At 53.7% G+C, this 24,291-nt stretch carries 26 protein-coding genes; 17 read left to right on the plus strand and 9 right to left on the minus strand.

The genetic code is table 11. The features are described from left to right. Positions 1 to 70: 70 nt before the first annotated feature. From ACFFLD_RS06665 to ACFFLD_RS06680, 4 genes are all read right to left on the minus strand, one after another. The gene (locus ACFFLD_RS06665; protein WP_386072436.1) at positions 71 to 961 is read right to left on the minus strand and encodes a pseudouridine synthase; all 891 of its coding nucleotides are present in this window, start codon (positions 959 to 961) and stop codon (positions 71 to 73) included. 42 nt (positions 962 to 1,003) lie between these two features. After that, positions 1,004 to 1,153 carry a hypothetical protein gene (locus tag ACFFLD_RS06670; protein ID WP_386038411.1) on the minus strand — a complete coding sequence of 50 codons (150 nt, stop codon included), beginning with the start codon at positions 1,151 to 1,153 and terminating at the stop codon, positions 1,004 to 1,006. Further along, positions 1,143 to 1,400 (minus strand): helix-turn-helix transcriptional regulator, encoded by a 258-nt coding sequence (locus ACFFLD_RS06675; protein ID WP_386038414.1) that lies wholly within the window; start codon positions 1,398 to 1,400, stop codon positions 1,143 to 1,145. The genes ACFFLD_RS06670 and ACFFLD_RS06675 overlap by 11 nt, the downstream gene beginning before the upstream one ends. Before the next feature lie 273 nt (positions 1,401 to 1,673). Beyond that, positions 1,674 to 1,982, minus strand: a complete 309-nt coding sequence (locus ACFFLD_RS06680; RefSeq protein WP_386038417.1) for a hypothetical protein — start codon at positions 1,980 to 1,982, stop codon at positions 1,674 to 1,676. A 278-nt stretch (positions 1,983 to 2,260) separates the two neighbouring features. Here ACFFLD_RS06680 and ACFFLD_RS06685 point away from each other — a divergent pair, with 278 nt between their 5' ends. Beyond that, positions 2,261 to 2,476, plus strand: coding sequence for a DeoR family transcriptional regulator (locus ACFFLD_RS06685; RefSeq protein WP_386072439.1), 216 nt, complete (start codon positions 2,261 to 2,263; stop codon positions 2,474 to 2,476). A 44-nt stretch (positions 2,477 to 2,520) separates the two neighbouring features. On the opposite strand, the gene ACFFLD_RS06690 is transcribed toward ACFFLD_RS06685, so the two are convergent. Next, complete coding sequence (locus ACFFLD_RS06690) at positions 2,521 to 3,441, minus strand: DMT family transporter (RefSeq protein WP_386038423.1); 921 nt, start codon at positions 3,439 to 3,441, stop codon at positions 2,521 to 2,523. A gap of 93 nt (positions 3,442 to 3,534) precedes the next feature. On the opposite strand from ACFFLD_RS06690, the gene ACFFLD_RS06695 reads away from it, so the two are divergent. Continuing rightward, entirely contained in the window at positions 3,535 to 4,443 is a 909-nt protein-coding gene (locus ACFFLD_RS06695; RefSeq protein ID WP_386038426.1) for a LysR substrate-binding domain-containing protein, read from the plus strand. 73 nt (positions 4,444 to 4,516) lie between these two features. Here the strand turns inward: ACFFLD_RS06695 and ACFFLD_RS06700 are convergent, their stop codons facing one another. Beyond that, on the minus strand, positions 4,517 to 5,419 hold the full coding sequence (locus ACFFLD_RS06700; protein ID WP_386038429.1) for an AraC family transcriptional regulator: 903 nt from the start codon (positions 5,417 to 5,419) through the stop codon (positions 4,517 to 4,519). A gap of 199 nt (positions 5,420 to 5,618) precedes the next feature. Here ACFFLD_RS06700 and ACFFLD_RS06705 point away from each other — a divergent pair, with 199 nt between their 5' ends. The 3 genes from ACFFLD_RS06705 to ACFFLD_RS06715 all read left to right on the plus strand — a co-directional run bounded on the left by ACFFLD_RS06705 (position 5,619) and on the right by ACFFLD_RS06715 (position 8,202). Then, positions 5,619 to 6,353, plus strand: a complete 735-nt coding sequence (locus ACFFLD_RS06705) for an SDR family oxidoreductase (protein WP_386038432.1) — start codon at positions 5,619 to 5,621, stop codon at positions 6,351 to 6,353. Between the two features lie 258 nt (positions 6,354 to 6,611). Further along, complete coding sequence (locus tag ACFFLD_RS06710) at positions 6,612 to 7,433, plus strand: type IV toxin-antitoxin system AbiEi family antitoxin domain-containing protein (protein ID WP_386040398.1); 822 nt, start codon at positions 6,612 to 6,614, stop codon at positions 7,431 to 7,433. Then, the gene (locus tag ACFFLD_RS06715) at positions 7,417 to 8,202 is read left to right on the plus strand and encodes a nucleotidyl transferase AbiEii/AbiGii toxin family protein (protein ID WP_386038435.1); all 786 of its coding nucleotides are present in this window, start codon (positions 7,417 to 7,419) and stop codon (positions 8,200 to 8,202) included. The genes ACFFLD_RS06710 and ACFFLD_RS06715 overlap by 17 nt, the downstream gene beginning before the upstream one ends. A 516-nt stretch (positions 8,203 to 8,718) precedes the next feature. On the opposite strand, the gene ACFFLD_RS06720 is transcribed toward ACFFLD_RS06715, so the two are convergent. Further along, the gene (locus ACFFLD_RS06720) at positions 8,719 to 9,027 is read right to left on the minus strand and encodes a hypothetical protein (protein ID WP_386038438.1); all 309 of its coding nucleotides are present in this window, start codon (positions 9,025 to 9,027) and stop codon (positions 8,719 to 8,721) included. A gap of 122 nt (positions 9,028 to 9,149) precedes the next feature. After that, positions 9,150 to 9,779 (minus strand): TetR/AcrR family transcriptional regulator, encoded by a 630-nt coding sequence (locus ACFFLD_RS06725; protein ID WP_386038441.1) that lies wholly within the window; start codon positions 9,777 to 9,779, stop codon positions 9,150 to 9,152. 173 nt (positions 9,780 to 9,952) lie between these two features. Here ACFFLD_RS06725 and ACFFLD_RS06730 point away from each other — a divergent pair, with 173 nt between their 5' ends. The 9 genes from ACFFLD_RS06730 (at position 9,953) to ACFFLD_RS06770 (ending at position 19,179) form a co-directional block, all read left to right on the plus strand. After that, complete coding sequence (locus ACFFLD_RS06730; RefSeq protein WP_386038444.1) at positions 9,953 to 11,173, plus strand: MFS transporter; 1,221 nt, start codon at positions 9,953 to 9,955, stop codon at positions 11,171 to 11,173. 604 nt (positions 11,174 to 11,777) lie between these two features. After that, positions 11,778 to 12,608 (plus strand): type IV toxin-antitoxin system AbiEi family antitoxin domain-containing protein, encoded by an 831-nt coding sequence (locus ACFFLD_RS06735; RefSeq protein ID WP_386038447.1) that lies wholly within the window; start codon positions 11,778 to 11,780, stop codon positions 12,606 to 12,608. Continuing rightward, the gene (locus tag ACFFLD_RS06740; protein WP_386038450.1) at positions 12,592 to 13,527 is read left to right on the plus strand and encodes a nucleotidyl transferase AbiEii/AbiGii toxin family protein; all 936 of its coding nucleotides are present in this window, start codon (positions 12,592 to 12,594) and stop codon (positions 13,525 to 13,527) included. The genes ACFFLD_RS06735 and ACFFLD_RS06740 overlap by 17 nt, the downstream gene beginning before the upstream one ends. Before the next feature lie 181 nt (positions 13,528 to 13,708). Then, positions 13,709 to 13,891, plus strand: a complete 183-nt coding sequence (locus tag ACFFLD_RS06745) for a hypothetical protein (RefSeq protein ID WP_035563869.1) — start codon at positions 13,709 to 13,711, stop codon at positions 13,889 to 13,891. A gap of 505 nt (positions 13,892 to 14,396) precedes the next feature. Then, positions 14,397 to 14,651, plus strand: a complete 255-nt coding sequence (locus tag ACFFLD_RS06750; protein ID WP_386038454.1) for a FitA-like ribbon-helix-helix domain-containing protein — start codon at positions 14,397 to 14,399, stop codon at positions 14,649 to 14,651. Beyond that, entirely contained in the window at positions 14,648 to 15,064 is a 417-nt protein-coding gene (locus ACFFLD_RS06755) for a type II toxin-antitoxin system VapC family toxin (protein ID WP_386038457.1), read from the plus strand. Before ACFFLD_RS06750 ends, ACFFLD_RS06755 begins: the two co-directional genes overlap by 4 nt. 91 nt (positions 15,065 to 15,155) lie before the next feature. Beyond that, a complete protein-coding gene (locus ACFFLD_RS06760) occupies positions 15,156 to 16,106 on the plus strand; it encodes a DUF808 domain-containing protein (protein ID WP_386038460.1) in 951 nt (316 codons plus the stop codon). 602 nt (positions 16,107 to 16,708) lie between these two features. Continuing rightward, on the plus strand, positions 16,709 to 17,044 hold the full coding sequence (locus ACFFLD_RS06765) for a glucose dehydrogenase (protein ID WP_386038463.1): 336 nt from the start codon (positions 16,709 to 16,711) through the stop codon (positions 17,042 to 17,044). 11 nt (positions 17,045 to 17,055) lie between these two features. Next, positions 17,056 to 19,179, plus strand: a complete 2,124-nt coding sequence (locus ACFFLD_RS06770) for a pyrroloquinoline quinone-dependent dehydrogenase (protein ID WP_386038465.1) — start codon at positions 17,056 to 17,058, stop codon at positions 19,177 to 19,179. A 99-nt stretch (positions 19,180 to 19,278) separates the two neighbouring features. Here the strand turns inward: ACFFLD_RS06770 and ACFFLD_RS06775 are convergent, their stop codons facing one another. Next, positions 19,279 to 20,115 carry an SDR family oxidoreductase gene (locus tag ACFFLD_RS06775; RefSeq protein ID WP_386038467.1) on the minus strand — a complete coding sequence of 279 codons (837 nt, stop codon included), beginning with the start codon at positions 20,113 to 20,115 and terminating at the stop codon, positions 19,279 to 19,281. A gap of 109 nt (positions 20,116 to 20,224) precedes the next feature. Between ACFFLD_RS06775 and ACFFLD_RS06780 the strand changes: the two genes are divergently transcribed. From ACFFLD_RS06780 to ACFFLD_RS06790, 3 genes are all read left to right on the plus strand, one after another. After that, the gene (locus ACFFLD_RS06780) at positions 20,225 to 21,112 is read left to right on the plus strand and encodes a LysR family transcriptional regulator (protein ID WP_386038469.1); all 888 of its coding nucleotides are present in this window, start codon (positions 20,225 to 20,227) and stop codon (positions 21,110 to 21,112) included. A 465-nt stretch (positions 21,113 to 21,577) separates the two neighbouring features. Continuing rightward, a complete protein-coding gene (locus tag ACFFLD_RS06785; protein WP_386038471.1) occupies positions 21,578 to 22,738 on the plus strand; it encodes a GGDEF domain-containing protein in 1,161 nt (386 codons plus the stop codon). Between the two features lie 263 nt (positions 22,739 to 23,001). Continuing rightward, positions 23,002 to 24,162, plus strand: coding sequence for a GGDEF domain-containing protein (locus tag ACFFLD_RS06790; RefSeq protein ID WP_386038473.1), 1,161 nt, complete (start codon positions 23,002 to 23,004; stop codon positions 24,160 to 24,162). The last annotated feature ends 129 nt before the right edge of the window (positions 24,163 to 24,291 follow it).

Below are 24,291 nucleotides of genomic sequence, written 5' to 3' on the forward strand. Positions count from 1 at the left end.
GGGATGAAAACGGTGGTGCGGCTCGAGGCACGCTTCGGGTAGTAACGGATAGGGAAGTGACGGCGCCGCGCTAGTTAAGCGTCAGGTCGCCATCGTATTCAATGCACTTGGGCTCATTGGTCACGGGATCAGTGAACTCGAAGCCCTTGGAGAGCAACTGCAAGGGGCGCGTGACGTCATCCGGCGAGAGCGGCTGCAGCACCGGGTAGTAGCGGTCATTCAAAATCGGCCAGCCGAGTGCCTGCATGTGCAGGCGCAGCTGGTGGCGGCGCCCGCTGACGGGGTGTAATTCGAACAGCGCCTGCGTGTCGGTTTGCTGCACGCAGCGGATCACCGAGTGGCTGTTGGCGTCGCCTTCGGTGACCCGCATGCGAAAGCGCTGCTCGTTTTGCTCGATGCGATTCTTTACGCCCCACTGCTGACCCACCCATGACTTATTGCCGTCTACCTCGGCGATGGCCTGATAGGTCTTGTGAATCTGTCGTGACTTGAACAGCTGGTGATACAGCGCGCGGGTCTCGGGATTGAGGGAGCAAAGCACCAGTCCTGCCGTCACTCGATCCAGACGATGCACCGGCTGCAGCGTCTCGATCCCCGTGCTTTTACGCAGACGCTGTTGCAGACACTCATTGACGTAGCGCCCGCCGGGCGTGACGGGCAGAAAGTGCGGTTTGTAGGCCACCAGAATGTGCTCATCTTGATAGACAGTATGCTCTGCGAAGGGAATGCTCGGCTCGCTTGCTACTTCGCGATAATAGAACACGCGAAGCTGGGGCTTGAAGGGCGAGGCCGGCGTAATCCAGGTGCCGTCATCTCGATGTACCTTGCCGGTGGCCATGCGCTCACGCCATGTCGCATCATTGATGGCCGGAAACTTGAGCAGCAGATACTCAAGCACCGTCGACACACCGGGATTGACCTGAGGCAGGCTCAGCTTCGAAGGGCGTTTGGAAATGGACATGAGATGCATCACCGGTCGGGAAGGGGCTGGGAGGCGGTCGCGCTAGTGTAACCGAGAGAGGTATTCGTGTCGGGCGAGACATGCCTCCTCTGTCAGCCTGGTTGTCCGGTTGGCGCTATCGCCTTCGTGAACCGGCTGCGAGAGCGGTAGGGAAGGCGAGAGGCTCACCGCCAGCATGGCGTCACTCGCCATGGCGATTATTCCCTTTGCGTTTCACGACTACCTCAAGCCCCATCAAATCCAATACATCCAGCACCTTTTGTAACTGAAGAGTGGGTTTGCCCCGTTCCAGGTCGACGATAAAGCGGTTGCCGGTGCCCGCAAGGCCGGCTAGATCGATCTGCAATAAGCCTTGTTCAGTGCGGAGTTTGCGGACCAGTTGGCCGAGCTCTTCGCTTTGGCGAATGGTCGTGGGGGAAGGGGCATTATCGGTTGGCATAGGGAACCTGCTTTTGATTACCGTTCGGTAACTTTCTGGTTATAAAGGGTCGAGATTGTTTTTAAATTACCGACCGGACATTAGGAAAGTTTTATCATTTCTGGCGAGCAGCCAAATCAGCACCCCACCAACGTGTAGGCAGAGGTCAATCAAGCCTTCCGAGGCTTGGATTTACACGCTATGCGCGGCGCGGCATAGGCTGGCTAATAAAGAATCACGGGCCCGGACGCAATCACGTTACTGCTTAAAAGATCGTGAACAGCTTCCAAGGGGTCAGTTAGAGACGCCCTCACAGTTGTCGTGATACTGCGGGGCATCGGTGCCTAACGCCAGGCGCTTGGTGGCGCTGTTGTAGTAGAAACGACCGGACTCAGCATGTGAAAGCGCGTAGTCGCCGCACACTCCATAGCCCTTGTTGACTCGCGTCAGGTGGGAGATATCGGCCTGCACTTGGCTGTCGAGGCGTTCGGATATAGTTGCGGCGATTTGGGCATCACGCTGGGCCTCGGAATAGGCCTGGTTACCGAATACCAAGCCAGCAACGACGAAAATGGCGACGACGGGAATCCATAGGTTATGCATTGAGTGTCCAGTGAGGAAATATAAAAGCGCATGATGCGGCCGAAAAGTTAGCGGCAGAAAAATTATTTAGCTGGATAATAACTTTTTACCCATCCAATTTCATTGGTTGGCGAGTACTTGGTTTAGACAAGGCACTGCGCGAACCTTACGACACCAAATGGCTGTATGTATTGGTTCACTGATGCAGGCCTCCCATCGCCCATGCGCTAACTAACCACCTTAATCGGCTCATTTTCTCCCACGGGCTTAAACGCTACTGGCAGCGCCCTGCCACCACCGTGCTGAACGAACGGCAAATCAAGGTGCTGAACCGTTTATTAGATACAGCGGGGGAGGAATTTGAGCAGGGCATCAATGCTCGTAATTACCAATCGTTGGCCAAAGTGAGTAAAGCCACCGCCGCGCGGGATTTGGCAGAGCTGCTGGAAAAAGGCTGCCTTTCCAAGCTACCCGGTGGTGGGCGCAGCACGCGTTATTCTGTATTGCTTGGTTAACTAACTACTGAGGACGTCTCGGTAGTTCATTGAGAATATAGGTGTTACCCCCGCCGTTGCCGTAACACCATCACCCCCGCGATTAATATCATGCCCATACCCAGCCAAGTCATGGCATCGGGCACTTCGCTGAATAGCAGGTAGCCCCAAAGGCTGGCAAAGATGAGGTAGGCGTAATCAAAGGTGCCGATCAACGCTGAAGGGGCTATTTGATAGGCCCTTGCCACCCCGGTATTCACAATGATCAACAGTAGGGCGTAGGCGCCCACGATCAATAACGCTGTGGCGTCTAGCGGTTGCCAACCGGCGAACAGGAATGGCGCGCGCTCAGAAAGTGTTGCCGTGCTGTTGATTGCGACCAACACGCTGAAGAGAGTGCCTGCTGTCAGGAAGGCTAGATTCAATCCCAGGGTCAGCAGTAAAGGGTGTTCGTTTTGACAGTGGTGCCGAGTGGTCAGCATTGCTAGCGCATAAAAGAGGGCGGCAAGCACGGGTAGCAGTGTGGCAGGAGTGAAGGTGTCGCCTCCAGGGCGCAACACCATCACCACACCCAGGAAACCGCAGAGGATGCCCAGCCAGGCCTGGCGTGAAAGATGCTCGCCCGCCCCAAAAGAAGCCAGCACGGCAATAAACAGCGGCGTGGTGTAAATGGCGACTGCTGCCACCGAGAGCGGAATCAGCGGCAGTGCTGCGTAGTAGGCTATCCACATCAGCAACAGAAGCAGGCTTCTTATCGCCACCCAGCGGCGTGATTTTACCTTGGGGCGGGGGCCTGAATGGCCAATGATCAACCCTAAGAGTATCGGCAGCGATAGTGTTGAGGCGATGACATAGAGTTGCCATAGCGACATACTGGCACTTAGATACTTAACCAGGGCGTCGGTCAACGCCAGCAGAAAGACAGCTCCCACGATAAGGCTTATGCCCTGTAGGATATTATCTTGTGGTTCAGCGGTGGCCTTCATTGCAGCGTTCCAGGTATGAGTTCCGCTCTAGAATGCCGCTGCCTCTAGCAGTGCTTCAAACGACTTCTGCGTCACCATGCATGAGCTCAGATTATGGATAACTTCATCAAGTCTCTTCCACCGCTGGCAACGCTGCGACCCTTTGAGGCTGCTGCCAGGCTTGAAAGCTTTTCGCGTGCGGCCGATGAGCTCCATCTGACCCAGGCGGCTATCAGCCGACAGATCCGTTCCCTGGAGGAAGACCTTGGCGTGATGCTCTTTGAGCGCCGTCATCGCCGTGTGTTTCTTACCCGCGAGGGGCGCGAGTTTGGCCGTACAGTCTCCCAGGCGCTGGAAAGTATCGCCACGGGGGCTCAGGCGCTGCGCGGCGACCCAAATGATAAGCGCGTCGTGTTGTTCTGCCAGCTATGCGAAGCATTCTATTGGCTGATGCCTAAACTAGCTGACTTTAATCGTCGCTATCCTGAGATTGAGATACAGCTGGCAACGTCGACACGGCCGATTACCGAATTTAGTGGCAGCTTCGACATTGCGCTGCAAACCAACGGACGGCCTAGCGGTAGCCATCGGTTGGTGTTTACCGCCGAGGACGAGATATTTCCGGTCTGCAGCCCTGCCTACCTGAACGGTGTCTCCACGCCGCTGAGTCTCAATGCGTTACTTAACCAGCGGCTACTGCACCACCACGCTGACCCGGCGGCTTGGCTGGAGTGGGATGGCTGGTTTCGTGCCATGGGGCACTTTGATATCGCAGCAGCGGAGGGTGCTGTTTTCGATAGCTATCCACTACTACTGCAAGCGGCGGTCGCGGGGCACGGTATTGCCTTGGGATGGCGGCGCACAACGCAGCGCTTAATTGAAAATGGCGAACTGATTCGCCCGGTGGCAGAGAGCTTGCCCCAGCACGATGCTATCGCCCTATACACACGCCAGGGCGCGCCTCAACGTTCAGGCAGCGAAGCGTTACTTGGTTGGCTGTGTGAGGTATTGAGTAATGAGTGACGCGAGGCCAGGGCTTACCGTCGGTGTTTCCGGTAGTGCTTTATAACGGCTCAGAGCGTTGAAAGTGACGGGATCATTGAACTCTGTTGGCTGCCCCTTGTGCATCTTGGCGAAGCGTTCTTATATCGCGCGCCGGGGGCGCGCCAAACAGCCGGGAATATTCTCGACTGAATTGTGACAGGCTCTCATAGCCCACCGATAAAGCGACGGCGGCAACACCCCCCGGTTCAGTGAAGAGCATTCTACGTGCTTCATATAGCCTGATCTGTTTTTGATACTGCAGAGGCGACAATCTCACCGTTGCTTTGAAACGTCGATGAAAAGCAGACGGACTCATATTCACTGTCGCTGCAAGCTCCTCAATTCGGAATGCCGTTGCGTAGTTTTGGCGAATCCAGGTGATAGCATGCCTGATTTGGTAAAAACGATCATCGATGCCTGCTATTTGTCTCAGCACCTCACCTTGTGGGCCGCGAAGCATGCGATAAAGAATCTCACGTTCGATGAGAGGCGCGATTAAGGCGATATCATCCGGATGATCTGAAAGGCGAACCATCCTGTACCAAGCATCAGCAAGATCGTCACTCACCCGGTCAATGCAGAAACCTCTCGTCGCAGGCATGCTCAACGGACTATCCACCTTGCACAAAATCTCTGTGACTAGCGTTCGGTCGAGAGCTAGGCGCAACGCCAGATAGGGGGTGGCCGGACTTGCTTCTACGACTTCTCCAACCACTGGCAGCTCGACTGATGTAATAAAGCTTTGGCCTGCCCGATAGTTGACGACGTCATCGCCGATGACAATCCGCTTGCTCCCCTGCAGGATCAGGCTAATCAGAGGCTGATAGACCTCGGGAAAAAGCTCGGTCGGTTCGCAAACACGGAGAATATCCAAACGTGGGATGTGAGTTTGGGTAAGCACCGATTTCGCACGTTTTTCGACAAGGTTTTTTAGTTTTTCAATCGAATTATTCATGACGTTCGTTCTAGCATAGCTTGAATTGCGCATCCATTCATTAAGCAGGAATGTGCAAGTTATAGGCTGGAACTCACACGCCATAGTTTAGGTGCCCTGTTATAACTATTGACGGTTCAGTTGGACTTTTAATGGACGCTCTCGCGTGACAGTTCTGTTCATTTTCACAACTTAACGTCTTTCAGAAAGGGAATACGCTATGGAGCTTAAAAATTCAGTCGTCCTCGTGACGGGGGCTTCATCAGGCATTGGTGAAGCGACAGCACGCGCGGTCGTTAAAGCGGGTGCGCGTGCTGTGTTGTTGGCGAGACGCCAAGACCGGCTCGACGATTTGGCGCGTGAGCTGGGAAATGATGCGCTTGCCTTACCCTGCGATGTCACCAGACCAGCTGAGGTTCAAAAGGCGATCCAGATCGCGCAGGAGAGATATGGTCGAATCGATGTTTTGATCAACAATGCGGGACAGGGGCTATATGCCACCATTGAAGACATCGGCATTGAAGAGTTTCGGGAACTGCTAAATCTAAACACAGTGGCACCACTGATGATGATGCAAGCGGTGATCCCCCTTATGCGCCAACAAGGAGCTGGATGCATCGTCAATGTTAGCTCGGGCGCGACCTTAGCGACTTACCCCGGTGTGGCTGCTTATATGAGTTCAAAGTCGGCACTCAACATGATCTCGAAAGTCGCACGGCTTGAGCTGGCAGATGCCGGCATCGCTGTATCGTTGATACACCCTTTCATGACAGAAACCGAGTTCTATGGCTCGGTGAAAGCAGGCCTGAACACCGCACAGGAGCAAGCGGTGGGAGCTGCTTCGATAGCTCACCCACCCTCATTGGTCGCGCAAATGATCGTCGACCTAATCAAGACGGGGGACGAAGAGGTGGATCTCGTTCCGAAAGAATATGGTGGCAGTTTTGGGGGCTAAAAAGGGCCACTAACGCAGTGGCATAAAAAGCGCTCCGTGAGGCGGGGCATGGGATAGTGCCCGCTTAGCAAACAAGCTGGTGTGGCCGCAACCTGATTGCCTTTGGGCCTAAACGGCAGTCGCTGCATCTCGTGGGTAAGCTACTCTTGGGGGGTGTTCAGGATATAGCCAATAGGCTCACCCATAGTGATTAAAAAAGCTTTTGGGTAAACCTTGTATTCACTGGACAGAGTTTTTGAAAGCCCTATTATGTTCACTATGAGTGAGCTAAAAAGATCAAAATTAAACCACTTGCTAGCCAGCCTGGGAGACTCTGATTTAGTCTCCAGCCGCTGGTTGCAGACGCATGGCTATTCGAGAAGCCTTGTGGCGCGCTATGTCACTAGCGGTTGGCTGGTGTCTCCGGCGCGGGGTGTCTATCTGAGAAAGGGAGGGCAGCTGCAGTGGCAGGGCGTCGTGCGAAGCCTGCAAGAGCGGGAGAACTTGGCGTTATACGTCGGCGGGCGCTTCGCGTTGGCAATGCAAGGGCATGAACACTACCTGCGGCTCGGTGAAGCTGCCACGGTAACGCTTTACGGGTCTACTCGGCCACCTGGTTGGCTTAGCCAGTTGGCTATGCCTGATCGATTTGAGTTCTGTGGCAAGCCCCCGTTTGACTGGCCTGGGCCTGATTTTACTGCGGATACGCAGAAGGATCCGTTACTTGAGCAGGGTCTTAAGCGGGAAGAAGTGCTTTCTGGTGCGGGAACTATCGTTTGTTCTACACCTGAACGTGCGATGTTGGAATTGTGCGATGGCCCCCCCAGCGCAGCGCTTGTCTACGAAGCTGATACGCTTATGCAGAGTTTGGCAACACTGAGTCCACGGCGCGTGACGGCGTTGCTACGCCATTGCAGCAGCATTAAGGCAACGCGACTGTTTCTCGCCTTGGCGGATCGGTATCAGCATGCATGGCTAAAACGAATCTCGTTAGATGGGGTAGGCCTCGGCAGCGGTAAACGCGTGCTGGTGCCCGGTGGTCGTCTACACCCGACTTATCAGATCACGCTACCGAGGGACTTGGATGAGCACTTGGGATAAACGCTACACCGACCGCGTACAGTTGCTGGTAGATATTCTCCCGGTGTTGTCATTGGAGCCTCGCTTTGCATTGAAGGGCGGAACGGCGATCAATCTTTTCGAGCACGACCTCCCTCGATTATCAGTGTATATCGATCTTACATGGCGGCCGACCCACGGTTTCGCTGAAGACGCCGCCGCGATTGATAATGCGCTGAACATGCTGGCTGATGCATTACGGGCCCAATCAAAAACAATGCGTGTGCAGCCGTCGGCGAGTCAAGGCAGTCAAGGTATCACGCGGTTGATTGTCAGTCGCGGCAGGGCACTTGTGCAGATTGAAACTACGCCAGTCATGCGAGGCACGGTGCATCCAGCTCGTGAGATGGATGTTCGGCCGGTAGTGGAGGAGGCGTTTGGGTTCGCTTCTGCACAGGTGCTGAGTTTTGCCGATTTGTATGCAGGAAAACTGGCAGCAGCATTATCACGTCAGCACCCACGCGACTTGTTCGATGTAGGACTATTACTGGATGACAAACGAGCTGATAGGGCGCTTTGGTATACTTTCCTGGTCTATTTGACCTGTAGTCCAAAACCCGCCTGGGAAATTCTTGAGCCGCAGATGCCTAAGGATTTTAAAGATATTTTTCAGGCACATTTTAAGGGCATGACGTCGGAGCCTGTTACTGCGCATGAGCTACTGAAATATCGGGAACGGCTATTAGTTCGTCTTGCTGAGTGGATAGATGAGCCTTCGCAAGAATTTCTGCTTTCTGTTGAAGATGAGTAGCCGGACTTTGAGCTGATTGGCCTGCCCCAGGCCCGCGAACTGCCCGGCGTTAAACGCAAATTGCAGAATTTGGGGCGTCGTTCTGAGGACAAGCGTCGGGCAGATAGACTTCAATTAGAACAAGCGTTGACGGGGCTTTGCTTGGAGTAATTAGAATGAGAGAGAGCCTTTATTTTAATAGAGGAGTTAGGCGATCCCAGTCATATCGCTCCACAGTAGTGAAGGGTGGCAAGCAATGCTCACGTCGAATATTCCAAAGCTCATACGTCAGCTTCAGTTGATTGGGTTAATCAAAGGCGCCCAGGGGTATTTCGATTTCGTCCTCGCTTACCGAAAAGACTGATGAGCCGCAGGTCGGGCAGAAATAGCGCCCCTGGTAGCTGTGCGGTTCGCCTACGATCTGGCAGCTAGCTGGGGGTAATCGGCAGAGGCATAAAAAGTGCTCCGTGAGGCGGCTCAAAGGGGTTGGGCGCAATTACGTTACTGCTTAAAAGATCGTGAACAGTCGCTAAGGGGTCATTCAGAGATGCCCTCGCAGTTGTCGTGATACAGCGGGGCATCGGTGCCCAACACTAGGTGCTTGGTGGCGCTGTTGTAGTAGAAGTGACCGGGCTCCGCGCGTGAGAGCGCATAGTCGCCGCATACTCCATAGCCCTTGTTGACTCGCTTCAAGTTGGAAATCTCAGCGGGTGTCTGGCTGTCGAGGCTTTCAGATATAGTCGCGGCGATGTGGGCATCACGCTGTGCCTCGGAATAGGCCTGGCTACCGAATACCAGGCCAGCAACGATGAAAATGGCGACGACGGGAATCCATAGGTTATGCATTGAGTGTCCAGTTAAAGGATATAAGCGTGCATGCTGCAGCAGAAAAATTAGCGGCAGAAACATTATTTAGCGGGAGAATAATTTTTTAACCATCCCATTTCATTGGCTGGCGAATACTTGGTTTACATAAGGGCCTGCGAACCATTGCTTGCGGCGTCCCACAGCTTCATGAGCTCGGTAATAGAGGCATTGAAGACCGATATCTTGACGCCGTCTCTCGCTGATATCGACACACCCAGCAGAAAGCTACTGAACGCCGCACCCATGGCCTGGGCATCGGTACCTTCCGAAAGCTCGCCCATAGCAATGCCGCGCTCAACGCATCGTACAAACCCGGCATGAGTACGCGCACGAGAGACGGCCAGCGGCTTTGTGACATGAGCATGCTCATGTTTTGGCGCACTCATGGTTCCCAAGGCCACCATGCAGCCTTTTGGATGTCCCGATTCGCACTGCATTTTCGTTGAACGACGTAGCGTAAGTTCGACCGCTTCTCGGGGAGCTATTTCATCGTCCCATAGGCCGTCTGTCACGCGGGCATAGCTCTCCAGGTAGCACTGCACAGCCTCTTTGAATAAGGCCTCCTTAGATCCGAAAGCGGCATAAAAGCTTGGCGCAGAGATGCCGCCACCGATCTGAGCTTTGAGCTGGCTCAAAGACGTTGTCTCGTAACCCTGCTCCCAGAAAAGGTGCATCGCTTGCTCGATGGCTTGCTGCCGATCAAACGCTCTGGGACGCCCCATCTGTGCCATTGATAACTCCAGTACGTCACTAAGATATGTGAGTTATAGACTACTCGATACAAAACTTATTGACAATAATCTGGCTAGTGCGCATATTTATACCGATCGATACATAAGTTTCGTGGAATGCTCTGGGTGCTTGCTGCCTAGCGCTAAACTTCATTTTCGAAAAGGTATTTTTTGTGGACTCCTCATCTATTCAGGCTGAATCGGCGGCGGCCGATAAGCTTCCCATGTCTGCACTGCTGGCCTTGGCCATGACGGGCTTTATCTGCATCGTGACAGAAACACTGCCTGCGGGCTTGTTACCTCAAATCAGTGAAGGCCTCGGGATCAGCCAGGCTTTGACAGGTCAAATGGTGACGGCTTATGCGCTGGGGTCGTTGTTAGCGGCGATTCCTTTGACGATTGCGACGCGTGGTTGGCGACGACGTAATGTCTTGCTGCTCACCATTATCGGGTTCTTCGTTTTTAACTCGGTCACGGCGCTATCCAGTACCTATGGCCTAACGTTAGTTGCCCGCTTCTTTGCGGGTGTTGCAGCCGGATTGGCTTGGAGTCTTCTCGCTGGTTATGCTCGGCGTATGGTCGCTCCGCATCAACAAGGGCGTGCAATGGCCGTAGCGATGGTAGGAATCCCCATTGCGCTTTCTCTAGGGGTGCCTCTTGGGACATACATGGGCTCTGTCGCCGGTTGGCGTACCGCTTTCTGGGTGATGTCTGCTTTGACACTGGTGCTGGCAGTATGGGTAATGGCCAAGGTTCCCGACTATCCCGGCCAGCCGAAAGGCGAGCGTATGCCATTGCGAAAAGTCTTTACGACCCCGGGCGTTCGGCCCGTGCTTGCCGTAGTCATGGCATGGATGCTGGCCCACAATATTCTCTACACCTACATTGCACCGTTTGTGGCGACAACGGGCCTCGGCGAACGGGTTGATCTGGCGCTATTGACCTTTGGCGTTGCATCGCTGGGTGGCATCTGGATGGCCGGCAAGCTGGTGGACAGCCATTTGCGAATCACGGTACTGGTAAGCCTGGCTGCGTTCGCGATCACCGCATTCATCTTTGGTGTCAACACGCAAAGCTCCGTTGTCGTCTTTATCGGTATTGTGGTGTGGGGGGTTACCTTCGGCGGTGCTTCCACATTGCTGCAAACGGCGCTGGCCGATACGGCCGGAAGTGGCGCGGATGTGGCGCTTTCCATGAATGTAGTGGCCTGGAATGGCGCGATTGCGGGCGGTGGCGTCGCTGGCGGTATGCTCCTTAATGCATGGGGCGTCAGCGCCTTCCCCTGGGCTCTGGTGGTCTTGCTGATTATCGGTTTCATCGTCGCATGGGGGGCGCGTTCACATGCTTTCAAACCAGGCCGCCGACATGGAGACACCCAGGTTGCTGCGCATTGAGCCAAGGTTGCTCGGTCGATGAATGCTTGCCATCGCTGAAGAACTCCACATCGCCCGTGCGGTAGAGAAACTGAAAATTGGGTAATTGCCACTGTCACGCACCAGCAAGGAATTGGAGGAAGATCTGGGCTGAGATAATATCCGTAATCTGCTCAAGCTAAGGGGCTTAGTGATGGGCAGATTGCTGAGGTGACAGGTTTGGCGCTAGATGAAGTGGTGAAGCTGCGCATGGAGAGTAAGCGCTGATCTGCTTTAGTTCCCGTATTCCCGCTTCATACATAAAACGAAAGGGCAGTCCAAGTGACTGCCCTTTCTGTATTTGGCTGCTGAGGATGGCAGGCATCCCCATGCCATGAAAGAACCTGATGCAATGGTTCATATTCAGTAGTGAATGGCTGTTTAACGTGAATCAGCAGTGCGCGCTTAGCAAACAAGCTAGTGGCAACCTGATTTCCTTTTGGCCTAAACGGTAGCCACTTAACCCAGTGGGTAAGCAACGCTTGAGGGCGAGTTCAGGATATAGCCAGAAGGCTCACCCATAGTGATCAAAAAACCTTTTAGGTAAACCTCGCATTCTCTGGACAGAGTTTTTGAAAGCCGTATTATGTTCACTATGAGTGAGCAAAAAGTATCAAAATTAAACCGCTTGTTGGCTAGCCTGGGAGACTCTGATTTAGTCTCCAGCCGCTGGTTGCAGGCGCATGGCTATTCGAGAAGCCTTGTGGCGCGCTATGTCGCTAGTGGCTGGCTGGTGTCTCCGGCACGTGGCGTCTATCTGAGAAAGGGCGGGCGGCTGCAGTGGCAGGGCGTATTACGAAGCCTGCAAGAGCGTGAGGGCTTGGCGTTATACGTCGGTGGGCGCTTCGCGTTGGCAATGCAAGGGCATGAACACTACCTGCGGCTCGGCGAAGCTGCCACGGTAACGCTTTACGGGTTTACTCGGCCGCCTGGTTGGCTTAGCCAGTTGGATATGTCTGATCGATTTGAGTTCTGCGGCAAGCCCCCGTTTGACTGGCCGGTACCTGATTTCACTGCGGATATGCAGAAAAATCAGTTGCTTGAGCAGGGCCTTAAGCGGCAAGAGGTGCTTTCTGGGGTGGGAAGCATCGTTTGTTCTACACCTGAGCGTGCGATATTGGAATTGTGTGATGGCTCCCCTAGCGCAGCGCTGGTTTACGAAGCTGATACGCTTATGCAGAGCTTGGCCACACTGAGCCCAAGGCGCGTGACGGCATTGCTACGCCATTGCAACAGCATCAAAGCCAAGCGACTGTTTCTTGCCCTGGCGGATCGTTATCAGCATGCGTGGTTACGCCACCTATCGTTGGATGAGGTAGAACTCGGCAGTGGTAAGCGCGTTCTGGTGCCCGGTGGATGTTTGCATCCGATTTATCAGATCACGTTACCGAGGGACTTGGATGAGCACTTGGGATAAACGCTACACCGACCGTGTACAGCTGCTGGTCGATATTCTCCCTGTGTTGTCACGGGAGCCGCGTTTTGCATTAAAAGGCGGAACGGCGATCAATCTATTTGAGCATGATCTCCCTAGATTATCGGTGGATATTGATCTTACCTGGTTGCCGACCCACAGTTTCGCCGAGGACGCTGCTGCGATTGATCAAGCGCTGACGACGCTAGCAGATGGATTATGCGCTCGATCAAGATCATTGCATGTGCAATTGTCGGCGAGCCAAGGCAGCCAAGGTGTTACGAGACTCATTGTTAGTCGCGGTAGGGCGCTGGTGCAGATTGAGACCACGCCAGTTATGCGTGGCACGGTGCATCCAGTGCGTGAGATGGATGTTCGGCCGATGGTGGAGGAAGCGTTTGGATTCGCTTCCGCACAGGTGCTGAGTTTTGCCGATTTGTATGCAGGAAAATTGGCAGCAGCATTATCGCGTCAGCACCCACGCGATTTGTTCGATGTAGGACTATTACTGGATGACAAGCGAACTGATAGGGCGCTTTGGTACACTTTTCTGGTCTATCTGACCTGTAGTCCAAAACCCGCCTGGGAAATTCTTGAGCCACAAATGCCTAAGAACTTTGAAGACATTTTTCAGGCTCATTTCAGGGGCATGACGGCGGAGTCCGCCACAGCGCATGAGCTACTGAGGTATCGGGAACGGCTATTGGTACGTCTTGCTGAGTGGATAGATGAGCCTTCGCGAGAATTTCTGCTTTCTGTTGAAGATGAGCAGCCGGACTTTGATCTGATTGGCCTGCCCCAGGCCCACGAACTGCCCGGCGTTAAACGCAAGTTGCAGAATTTGGCTCGCCGTTCAGGGGATAAGCGTCGGGCAGATAGGCTTCAATTAGAACAAGCGTTGTCGCGGCTTTGGCCTAAGTAATCACATTGAGAGTCTTTATTTTAATAGTATTAGTACAGCGCTCTCAGTCGCTGATCCACTTCACTTAGAGGTCAGTATCTGGTATTGCAAAAGTATTACCCGCTGGCTTAAACGCCACTTGCAGCGGCTAGGGGCTGAGGTCGACCTCAATCAGCTCAACAGTTTGGTGGAGGATAAAGACATGTTGGCAGAAAATTTGGAAAACTGGGCACAGCAAGAACGCCAGGAAGGCGAAAAGCTTGGCATTGAGAAAACGGCCCGTAATCTGCTCAAGCTGGGGGTACTGAGTGATGAGCAGATTGCTGAAGCGACAGGCTTGGCGTTAGATGAAGTGGCTAAGCTGCGCACTGAAGGTCAGCGCTGACTTGCTTTCATTTACGCATTTCCGCTTCCCACATAAAACGAAAGGGTAGTCCAAGTGACCGCCCTTTCTGTATTTGGCTGCTGAGAATGGTAGACATTCTCCATGCCATAAAAGAACCTGATGCAATGGTTCATATTCAGTAGTGAATAGCTGTTTTGGCGCGGAGCGGTAGTGCCACTTGTATTTGCAGCAACTACCGATGCGCTCAATTTAGATGTTTTACGTGGCTGAGCCCTATTATAAGAACCCCCTTTACTAGCCCATGAGCCGAATATAAATTTTAATCGGCTCACAATATGATCTTAATCATCGGTGCAATCGGCTCGTGTAGTGCTGGGATAGCACCATCATGACCCTTGCAAAAGGTTGGTCTACTACGATCTTCTCAGCGAACTAGCTCTTTGATGCAAGCGTCGTCCATATGCTTGCTTTATGCATTCGATATGATATTTTGAATGCAGCCAGGGCGCCGCCGCGCTTACTAAATGCGATAGGAGGTCGAGCTATGGGCATGATGACTATTAGAAGCATTCCTGACGAAGTACACAACGCACTGAAAGCGCGCGCCAAGCAAAATCATCGCAGCGCCGAGGCTGAGGTGCGGGCCATCCTGGAAGAAGCCACACGACCAGAAAGTCGTCTCAAAATGGGCGATGCCCTGGCTGATTTGGGGCGCAAGGTCGGGTTGAGCAATGAAGACGTGGCGGTATTTGAAAAGGTGCGCGACAAGACGCCAGCTGAACCGATGAGGTTTGAATGATCGTTCTGGATACCAATGTCGTTTCCGAGGCGATGAAACCCGAACCTGATCCGGCCGTCAGAGCTTGGCTTAATGAGCAGTCGGCTGAAACGTTATACCTGTCTAGTGTCACACTTGCAGAGCTGTTATTTGGTATTGCGGCGCTGCCCAATGGGAAGCGCAAGGATATGTTAAGCGAGACCTTGGATGGTCTTGTGGAGCTGTTCAGAGGGAGGATTTTGCCTTTTGATATTGACGCTGCTCGTAAGTATGCAGAGCTAGCCGTGAAAGCCAGAACCGCCGGGCGTGGTTTTCCTGTGCCGGATGGCTACGTTGCTGCTATTGCCGTATCACAAGGCTATCAAGTCGCCTCCCGAGATATGGCTCCGTTTGAGGCGGCCAATGTGGACGTCATCAACCCTTTTGAAGCCTAACTGGTGCGGGCGAACTTGAGGCCACTATCGTACGAGCACTCTAAAGCTGGAATACGCGTGTTACCGTCCCTATATAACTAAGGAAGTACCCATGGCCATAGGCGGCTTGATTGGATTACTGGATGACATTGCCGCATTGGCGAAGTTGTCCGCAGCATCATTGGACGATGTGAGTGCCGCCGCTGGGCGTGCAACGGCGAAGGCGGCCGGGGTGGTAGTGGATGATACCGCGGTGACGCCACAATATTTGCAGGGGGTGGCAGCGGAGCGTGAACTGGCGATTGTGAAGCAGATCGCGCTAGGGTCGATCCGCAACAAGCTGATTTTTATCCTGCCGATAGCGCTGCTGCTGAATCACTTTTTGCCCATGCTATTGCCGATCATCCTGATGGTGGGTGGCACCTATCTGGCCTTTGAAGGCGCGGAGAAGGTCTGGCACAAACTTTCCGGTGGGCATGTAGACGACAAACCGTCGGTAGAGAAGGGGCCGGAGGCCGAGAAAAAGATCGTGAGTGGGGCCGTTCGAACCGACCTGATTTTGTCTGCTGAAATCATGGTGATCGCGCTTTCAACCGTTTCCCATCAGGGGTTCTGGTCGCAGATGGTGAGCCTGGTGGTGGTTGCGTTTTTCATCACCATTCTGGTGTATGGCGTGGTGGCGCTGCTGGTCAGGATGGATGATATTGGGCTAAAACTTGCCCAGAAGGATAGTTCGGGAATGCAGTCTCTGGGCCGTGGTCTGGTGACGGCCATGCCCAAGGTGCTAGCGACCATCGCGGTCGTGGGCACCGTTGCCATGCTCTGGGTGGGTGGGCATATCCTGATGGCTAATCTGGGTGCCGATGGAACGGGTTGGTTCAACGCGCCCTATGAATGGGTGCACCATGTCGAGCATGGCATTAGCGAGGCAACCGGTGCCTTGGGCGGCGCGCTGGGCTGGAGTTTCAATACGCTGTGCTCTGCGGTGATTGGCTTTGTGGTGGGCTCGGTAATAGTGGGCGTGCTGCACCTTATGCCCACCAAGAAGGAACATGCTGAATAGGTGTGTCGTAGCCGAAAACCCCGTTGTGAGCCGAATATATATGCTATTCGGCTCACAATATGATGCGAATAAAAACCAAGCTTTTTAGATAGTGCTTTGGGTGTCAGTTACGCAAACGCGGTTGCAGCAGAAAACCCGAAGCAGCATCCACTCCTGCCAATACCCTCCATGACGAGAACTAACCGGCCAGAAGCCGCTTTTTCGCGCCTCGCGGGATCACCAAACGACCCTGAAAAAGCCTCTGGAGCCAGCCAGAAATGAGGCAAGAACAGCAGCAGTGGAGGGCAGAATAGCTAATATTTGCATGCCCGATGTTTTTGAATGCGTTCGAGAATGCTCCGACGACGCTGTCATCAATCACTGTTGGCAGCGCTCTTGTTGGTGATTTCTGCCGAATGAGAATGTCAGGATTCAACACATAAGTTAATCAAGTGATGCTTTACAGGGTCGAGAATGTCTACTTTGATTAAGAAAGACGGCGCTTCTTTTTATAAAGGCATTTTGTAAAGACATCGCTAGTGGGTTTGCCAAGCGCTCTTAAAAACAATAAACCACGATCTACGGAGGTATCTGGTTTGGCTACCGATAAAGCATCTCGGGGTGTGGGCGGTTGGTCTCTGCTCGTGTTCGCCATCATTCTGGCCATCCTCGGCCTGATTCTTGCAGCTGGCGGGCTCTGGCTGGTGACGCTGGGAGGCTCCTGGTATTACCTCATTGCCGGTCTGGGGCTGATCATTTCGGGTGGCTTAATGGCCAGGGATTCGCTCACGGGCGTCTGGATCTATTTCCTGGTCCTGTTAGGCACGCTGATTTGGGCCTTATGGGAGGTTGGCTTGTCGCCATGGGAGCTGCTGCCCCGGGTATTCGGTTACATCGTCCTGGGTGTCATCGTCTTGGCGCTCCTGCCCACTCTCAAACGCCGCCAAGCCACTATATGAGGAGCGCTGCCATGATCACATCACTGCGAGTGCTGACTTATGTCGTCAGCCTGTCACTGGCGACGCATGCCGTTGCCCAGGATGCCGAGGGTGAAACCGAAGTCCCGGGAGGGCCCACTACAAGCGAGGCCCAGGTTGATGCCGGTGATAGTCAGGCGGTCCAGACACCGACCTTCTCGGCGACGTCGCAGCCAAGCGATGACCCAGCGCCCGGCGATTGGGCCGCCTGGGGACGAGATAGCGCAGCCTCACGTCATTCGCCGCTGGGTGAAATCACGCCCGACAATGTCAGTCAGTTGGAGGTTGCCTGGACCTATCGCACTGGCGATATGCCAAAAGAAGAAGGGCAGGGCAAATACGCGCCCGAAACGACACCGCTCAAGGTTGGCGACAATCTATATCTCTGCTCGGCCATGAACGTAATGGTCTCCCTTGATGCACAGACCGGCGAGGAGCTGTGGCGCCATGATCCTCAGGTCGATTCAGGTGCCATTCCCTATAGCGCCAGCTGCCGCGGCGTGACCTATTACGAAGTGCCGGATGCCGCCGATGACCAGCTCTGCGCAACCCGCATCATCGAGGGGACGTTAGACGCCCGATTGATTGCCGTCGATGCGCAAACGGGCGAGCTGTGCCAGTCGTTTGGTGACGGCGGTACGGTAGATCTATGGGCAGGCATCGGCGAGAGGGTTCCCGGTTGGTACGCCGTCACCGCGCCACCAGTCGTCGTCCAGGGCGTCCTGGTGACCGGTGCCCAGGTCAAGGATGGGCAAGCGGAGGACGCACCCTCCGGCGTGATTCGCGGTTACGATGCCGTGACCGGTGAACTTGAGTGGGCCTGGGATATGGGCAAGCCCAATCTGGACGGGCTGCCACCCGAGGGCGAGACCTATACTCGGGGCACGCCAAACATGTGGACCACTGCTTCCTCCGACGAACAGCTGGGTTACGTCTACCTGCCGCTGGGTAACTCATCGGTCGACTACTGGGGCGGGAATCGCAGCGAGGAAGAAAACGAATTCTCGACCTCGCTCGTCGCCATCGACGTCAACACCGGTGAACTGGTCTGGCACTTCCAGACCGTCCATTACGATGTCTGGGACTATGATCTCGGGTCGCAACCTAACCTGGTCGATTTCCCTCTAGATGACGGCAGCACGGTGCCGGCGATCATTCTGCCTTCCAAACAGGGCGACATTTACGTTCTCAACCGTGAAACCGGCGAATCGCTATTTCCCGTGGAAGAGGTTGAGGCGCCCACTGGCGGTGCTGAGCCAGATAACCTCTCGCCCACACAGCCTCGTTCAGGCTATCACTCCCTCGCTTTCCCGAACCTGGAAGAGAAGGACATGTGGGGGATGACGCCCATCGACCAGTTGTGGTGTCGTATTCAATTCCGCCGAGCCTCCTATAAAGGCATGTACACGCCGCCGACCGTGGGTCAGCGCTTCATTCAGTATCCCGGATATAATGGCGGTAACGACTGGGGCAGTGCAGCGGTGGACGCCGAGCGTGGCATCATCATTGCCAATTACAACAACATTCCCAACTTTAACCGTCTAATCCCCCGTGAAGAGGCCGAGGAACGTAATCTTCAACCCATCTATGCAGGCGGTGACAACACCGATAGCGAGTCGGATGGGCCCGCCGAAGGGGCCGGTGATCCACAAGTAGGTGCGCCTTATGCGATCGACGTCAATGCTGGCTGGCGAGCGCCGATTACCGGCATGCCCTGTACCGCGCCTCCTTATGGTGGCATTCGCGCCATCGATCTCGCGAGCGGTGAAACGCTCTGGGACGAGCCATTGGGCACGGCACGCAAGAATGGCCCCTTCGGCATACCGTCGCATATGCCGTTCAAGATCGGCACCCCCAACAATGGCGGTTCATTGGTCACGGCCAGCGGACTGATATTCATCGCAGCCGCTACCGACGATCTTATTCGCGCCATCGACACGAAAACCGGTGAGGTGCTTTGGAACGATGTGCTGCCGGCCGGTGGGCAGGCCAACCCCATAACCTATGAGGTGAATGGCCGCCAATACGTAGTCATCGGAGCCGGCGGGCACCACTTCATGGAAACCCCGATAGGCGATTATGTAATCGCTTACGCGCTACCGGAAGACGAGAACTAAGACTGCGGCCTTGGCTGAGCCAGTACTCGACTGGCTTTCCAGGGCGGCTTTGCTGCTTGTTGTGCAGTGACCGAAGATAGGGCCTCAGCGCGGCGCACTTTAGATTGCATCCGTCATATCGGCAGACAGCGCCACCTCCTTATAGGACTCCAGTGACGCACTTCTGTCGTTTAACGCTTGGCGAATCGACTCATAGGCCGCACTGCCTAGTGGTAAACGCAATGGCGGGTTTGTCATATCTGCGGTTTTAATGATGGCATCAACGGTGTTGCCCGCATCGCCTTTAATGGTAAAAGCGCCGTTGGTAAGCGCTTTACGCAGCTCTCCGGCGGGGGTGTTTTCATAGATGGAGGTTGTGGGGGTTAAATCTAGCCCCTCGCCAAAGTGGGTGGCCGTGGGGCCCGGCTCGGCGATAATAAAGTCGATATTAAAAGGAGCGACTTCCTGTGCCACTGATTCGACAAATCCTTCGATACCCCACTTGGTGGCGTGATAAAGGCTGAAGCATGGATAGGCGATCTGCCCGCCTTCGGATGATACCTGAACGATACGACCGCCTCCTTGTTCGCGTAGGTGCGGGAGCACCGCACGAATAAACTGAATGGAGCCGGTGAGGTTGGTAGCCACTTGCCGCTCGATCTGTTCGTCACTGGCTTCTTCGGCCGCGCCAAAAAGACCATACCCTGCATTGCTGACGACCACATCGATTCGTTCGAATACGCTGAATGCCCGCGCGACAGCAGCTCGCATTGTCGGTGTATCGGTGACATCGAAGATTAGCTGATGTAAGCGATCATCATGCAGGGCTTGCAAGTCATCCAGCGAACCCTTTTGTCTTAGCGTGGCCACCACGCGGTCGCCGCGTTCGAGAAGCCTTTGGGTAAGCAAGCGGCCAAGGCCAGTGGAGGTACCCGTAATAAGCCAGGTTTTAGCCATGAAACATCTCCTAAATCATTCATCGAAAGTTGCATGGCACAGGCTAGGGCAGTATTACTGATTAGAGAATACTCAACAAATAGCATGCAGAGGTGATGAAAAATCAACAATGGGCAAGCCAACGCTTAACGATCTTAGGGCCTTTCAGGCCGTTGCAGAGCACCGCAGCTTTCGCCGGGCAGCCGATTTATTAGGCGTTAGCCGCTCTTCACTCAGCCACACGCTGCGCGCTCTAGAACAACGGCTGGGGGCAAGGCTTTTGCACCGTACTACCCGGAGTGTCTCTCTGACCGAGAGTGGCGAGCGGCTGCTTCTGAGGCTGGGTCCGCTATTGAGTGACCTGGAGTCAATCCTTGAAGAAGCCTCAAGCGCTGAAGGAAAAATCACCGGTAAACTGCGGATTAATGGTAGCGAAGGAGCGGTGCGAGTGTTGTTACAAACCGTCGTGCCGACTTTTCTCGCTCGCTATGATGGCGTCGAACTGGATCTTGTCGCGGAAGGGAAGCTGGTCGATATTGTCGGGCAGGGGTTTGATGCCGGCGTAAGGCTACGCGAGGCGGTGCCTCAGGATATGGTGGCCATTCCGGTGGGCAACGCTATGCGGTTTCTTGCCGTTGCCTCACCTGACTATCTACACCGCTATGGCGTACCCAAGGCGCCCGAGGACTTGGCTTCCCATCAGTGCATCAGGCAAAGGCTACCGAGTGGTAAGCTTTACCGGTGGGAGTTTCAGCACAATGGCCATGATGTGGCGGTCAATGTGCCCGGCGCGCTGACACTGGATAGTAGCCAACTAATGGTGGAGGCCGCTGCAGACGGCCTAGGCATTGCCTATGTGCCTGAGCTATACGCACAAGCCTATCTCGACGATGGGCGGCTGGTCGCTGTGCTCGAAGCGTGGTGCCCGCCTTTTCCAGGTCTTTGTTTGTACTACCCGAACAATCGGCATGTACCGCCCAGCCTGCGTGCGTTCATTGAGCTACTGCGCTCAGCGTGAGTGGTGAAGAAAGAACGCTTATTATCCAATGTCTGGCTCCACAAAAAAATATGCTAGCGGCCGCTATAAGTGGGCTAATGAAACGAAAACTACCCCAGACGGAAGTAATAAGTGAAACGCCCATTATCGAAGCTCGAAGTGCCTATCCGATCAACTCCCCTTATCGACTGTGAGTAGAACAACAGTCCTTTAATAATCGATCTCGTCGATGTCACATTTGTTGACAAGTTTTTGCTTTTAATCAGGGCTATTGTATTGCGTCGCGAGGAGCGCTGAGTGAACTCATGAGTGTAAGCATGGTGTCATCGGCTTTTGTGTCTAAAACGGTGTCATTGGCACGTTGAGTTGAATGAACGCTATCTGCGGTAAACGCTGCAAATGGTTATTATTGTCTGATATATAGAATAACTAACGGCTAGATGTGCAGATCATGCTCTTTTCCAATGCGGTCACAAGGCGTAGCCGATGTTACAAGCAATAAAGCAACTCTGGTCGTTCGGTGTTGAAAATAAGTCGGGCAAGGCGCGGCGACAGATACAGCTGTCTAATCAGATAGCGCTAATGTTTGTCATGGCTACCATGGTTCCCTATCAGCTTTTTTTTATCATGTACGATCTTGCTCTTTATCAGAGTATTTTTCTTGCCAACCTAGTCTTCATCGCAATTTATTTAACGGTGATAGTGCTGAATCATCAGCGTCGATACGCCACTGCGAAAAAAGTGTTATTGGTCAATACTTGCTGCCATATATTGATTATGAATTTTTATATTAGCGCGGGTTCTGGAGTGCACCTTTACTATTTTACCCTGGCAGGCATAGTGCTTTTTCTTTATCAAAAGCTTCGAACCGTGGTGTATTTCGGCATCCTCGCAACGTTTGGAACGCTGTTTAGCATTAGCCATTTTCTGTTTGCTCCTGATACTGCACGTACGCCGATTCCGTCGCCTTGGGTCGAGATCATGTACTCCCTCAGTGTGGCTGCTGTGTTGGGGTTATTAGGTGTCTTTTTACTGTTCTTTCGAAATCAAATTGATCAGGCAGAGACAGAGTTAAATAAGAAAAATGAATACTTAAAAACACTCAGTCATACCGATGCGTTAACGGGACTTGCGAATCGGCGAGCACTTGATAAATACCTTGAGCTGGAGTGGTCCAGGCTGTCACGGCGACCCGCGTCGTTGTCCGTCATCATGTGTGACGTGGACCATTTCAAGTTATTCAATGATTTGTATGGTCATGATGGGGGTGACGACTGCCTGCAGCAGGTGGCAAAGGCGCTGAAGAGCGTACTCGGTCGTCCTACCGATATGATAGCCCGCTATGGCGGGGAGGAGTTTGCGGTCATTTTGCCTAGCACCGATGCTGCGGGGGCGCGGCATATAGGCAATAAACTATTCCAGGCAGTAGAAGATCTGAAGATACCCAACGACGCGTCTACCACCAGTGCATACGTGACCATTAGCGTGGGTGTGTCGAGCATTGAACACGTCGCCAGTAACGTAGACTTTATCCAGCAAGGGAGCGTTAGCTTGCTGAAATGTGCTGATCAGGCGCTGTATCAAGCAAAGGATACTGGCCGTAATCAGGTGGTTTTTCTGCCGTATAGCCTGCCCACTATCGATTGATAGGGACACTATAGCGCCAGGGCAGCGGTAACAGGTTGCAGCTTTATGATCACTGAAGCGCTTTCGTTCACTCGGTAAGCGCCGACCCATCGTGCGCTTGAATGCCCAGCATCCAAGAAGTCGCTAAAGCAGATAAATAAGTGCGTACGGCCACTCAACTAAAAGCTAATGCGGCAGCCTGACTACGCTAAGCTGGTAATGAATAAGTGCTGAAGCGGGTAACAGGGCGTTTATTCTTCTTCGATGTTACAGAAGGCGCAGTGATGCTGGAAGCAATAAAGAGACTCTGGAGTGCTGGTGTGGTGGGTAATCCTGTCAGACTGCGTCGGCAGATCGAGCTTTGTAATCAGGTAGCCCTGTTCGGAACCGTGGCGACGATTCCTTACCAGATTTTTTATTTTTTCTATGATTTTGCCCTTTATCGCGACGTGTTTCTGGCTAACCTGGTTTTCATGACCGTTTACCTGTTGGTACTACTGTTGAACCATCAACGACGGTACAGCGTTGCTAGAAACATGTTGCTGGTCAATGCTTGTAGCCAAGTGTTCCTGGTGTCGTTTTTTATCAGTGCCGGGGCCGGGGTACATCTTTTCTATTTTACCCTTGCTTCGATATTGGTGTTCCTTTTTCAGTCGCTACATGTACTGACATATATCGCCATCATGGCGACGTTCGGCATGCTTTATATCATCGCCCATTTCGTGTTTTCTCGAAGCTTCGTGGTCGCGCCGGTGCCTTCGCCGTGGATTGACATCATGTATGCAGGCAGTGTGCTAGGCGCGTTGACGTTATTGAGTATTTTTCTCTATCTCTTCCGAAAACAGATTGATCAGGCAGAGGATGAGCTGATGCTCAATAACCAGTATCTGGAGACATTGAGCACGACCGATCCGTTAACGGGGTTGGCCAATCGTCGAGTGTTGGACGACACGCTTGCCCAGGAGTGGGCTCGGCTGGCGCGCCAGCCAGGGGCGCTGTGCGTCATTATGTGCGATGTGGACCATTTCAAATTGTTCAATGACTGTTATGGACATGATAGAGGTGATCGTTGCCTACAGCAGATTGCGGCGACCCTTAAGAGTGTACTTTTCCGGCCTTCTGATCTGCTGGTGCGCTATGGTGGGGAAGAGTTTGCGTTAGTGTTACCCGGTACTGATGTAGCGGGCGGGCGCCATTTGGGGGAGCGGTTGCGCGAAGCAGTAGAGCGCTTGAATATTCCCCACGCCGCGTCCAATACCTCAGCGTGCGTTACCATCAGCGTGGGGGTGTCAGGCGTCGATCATTTCAGCCCGGACGTGAGCCGTTCCGATGTGGATAGCCTGTTAAAATGCGCTGATCAGGCGCTGTATCAAGCAAAAGGATATGGCCGTAATCAGGTGGTTTTCCTGCCGTACCCGAGCGCTGGGGCCAGTGCCGGGCAGTGAGTCTTTACAGACTAACCCAGTGAATCAGCGCTAAAGGTTTGTCTTTTTTAATCGCTGACATCATGTTCGCTAGCATCTTCAGTACCTTCCTCGACTAGCTCCTGAGCCGTTTGGCGTTCCTCCAGACGC

This window comes from Vreelandella sulfidaeris (assembly GCF_042429665.1).
In the GTDB taxonomy this organism is placed as follows: domain Bacteria; phylum Pseudomonadota; class Gammaproteobacteria; order Pseudomonadales; family Halomonadaceae; genus Vreelandella.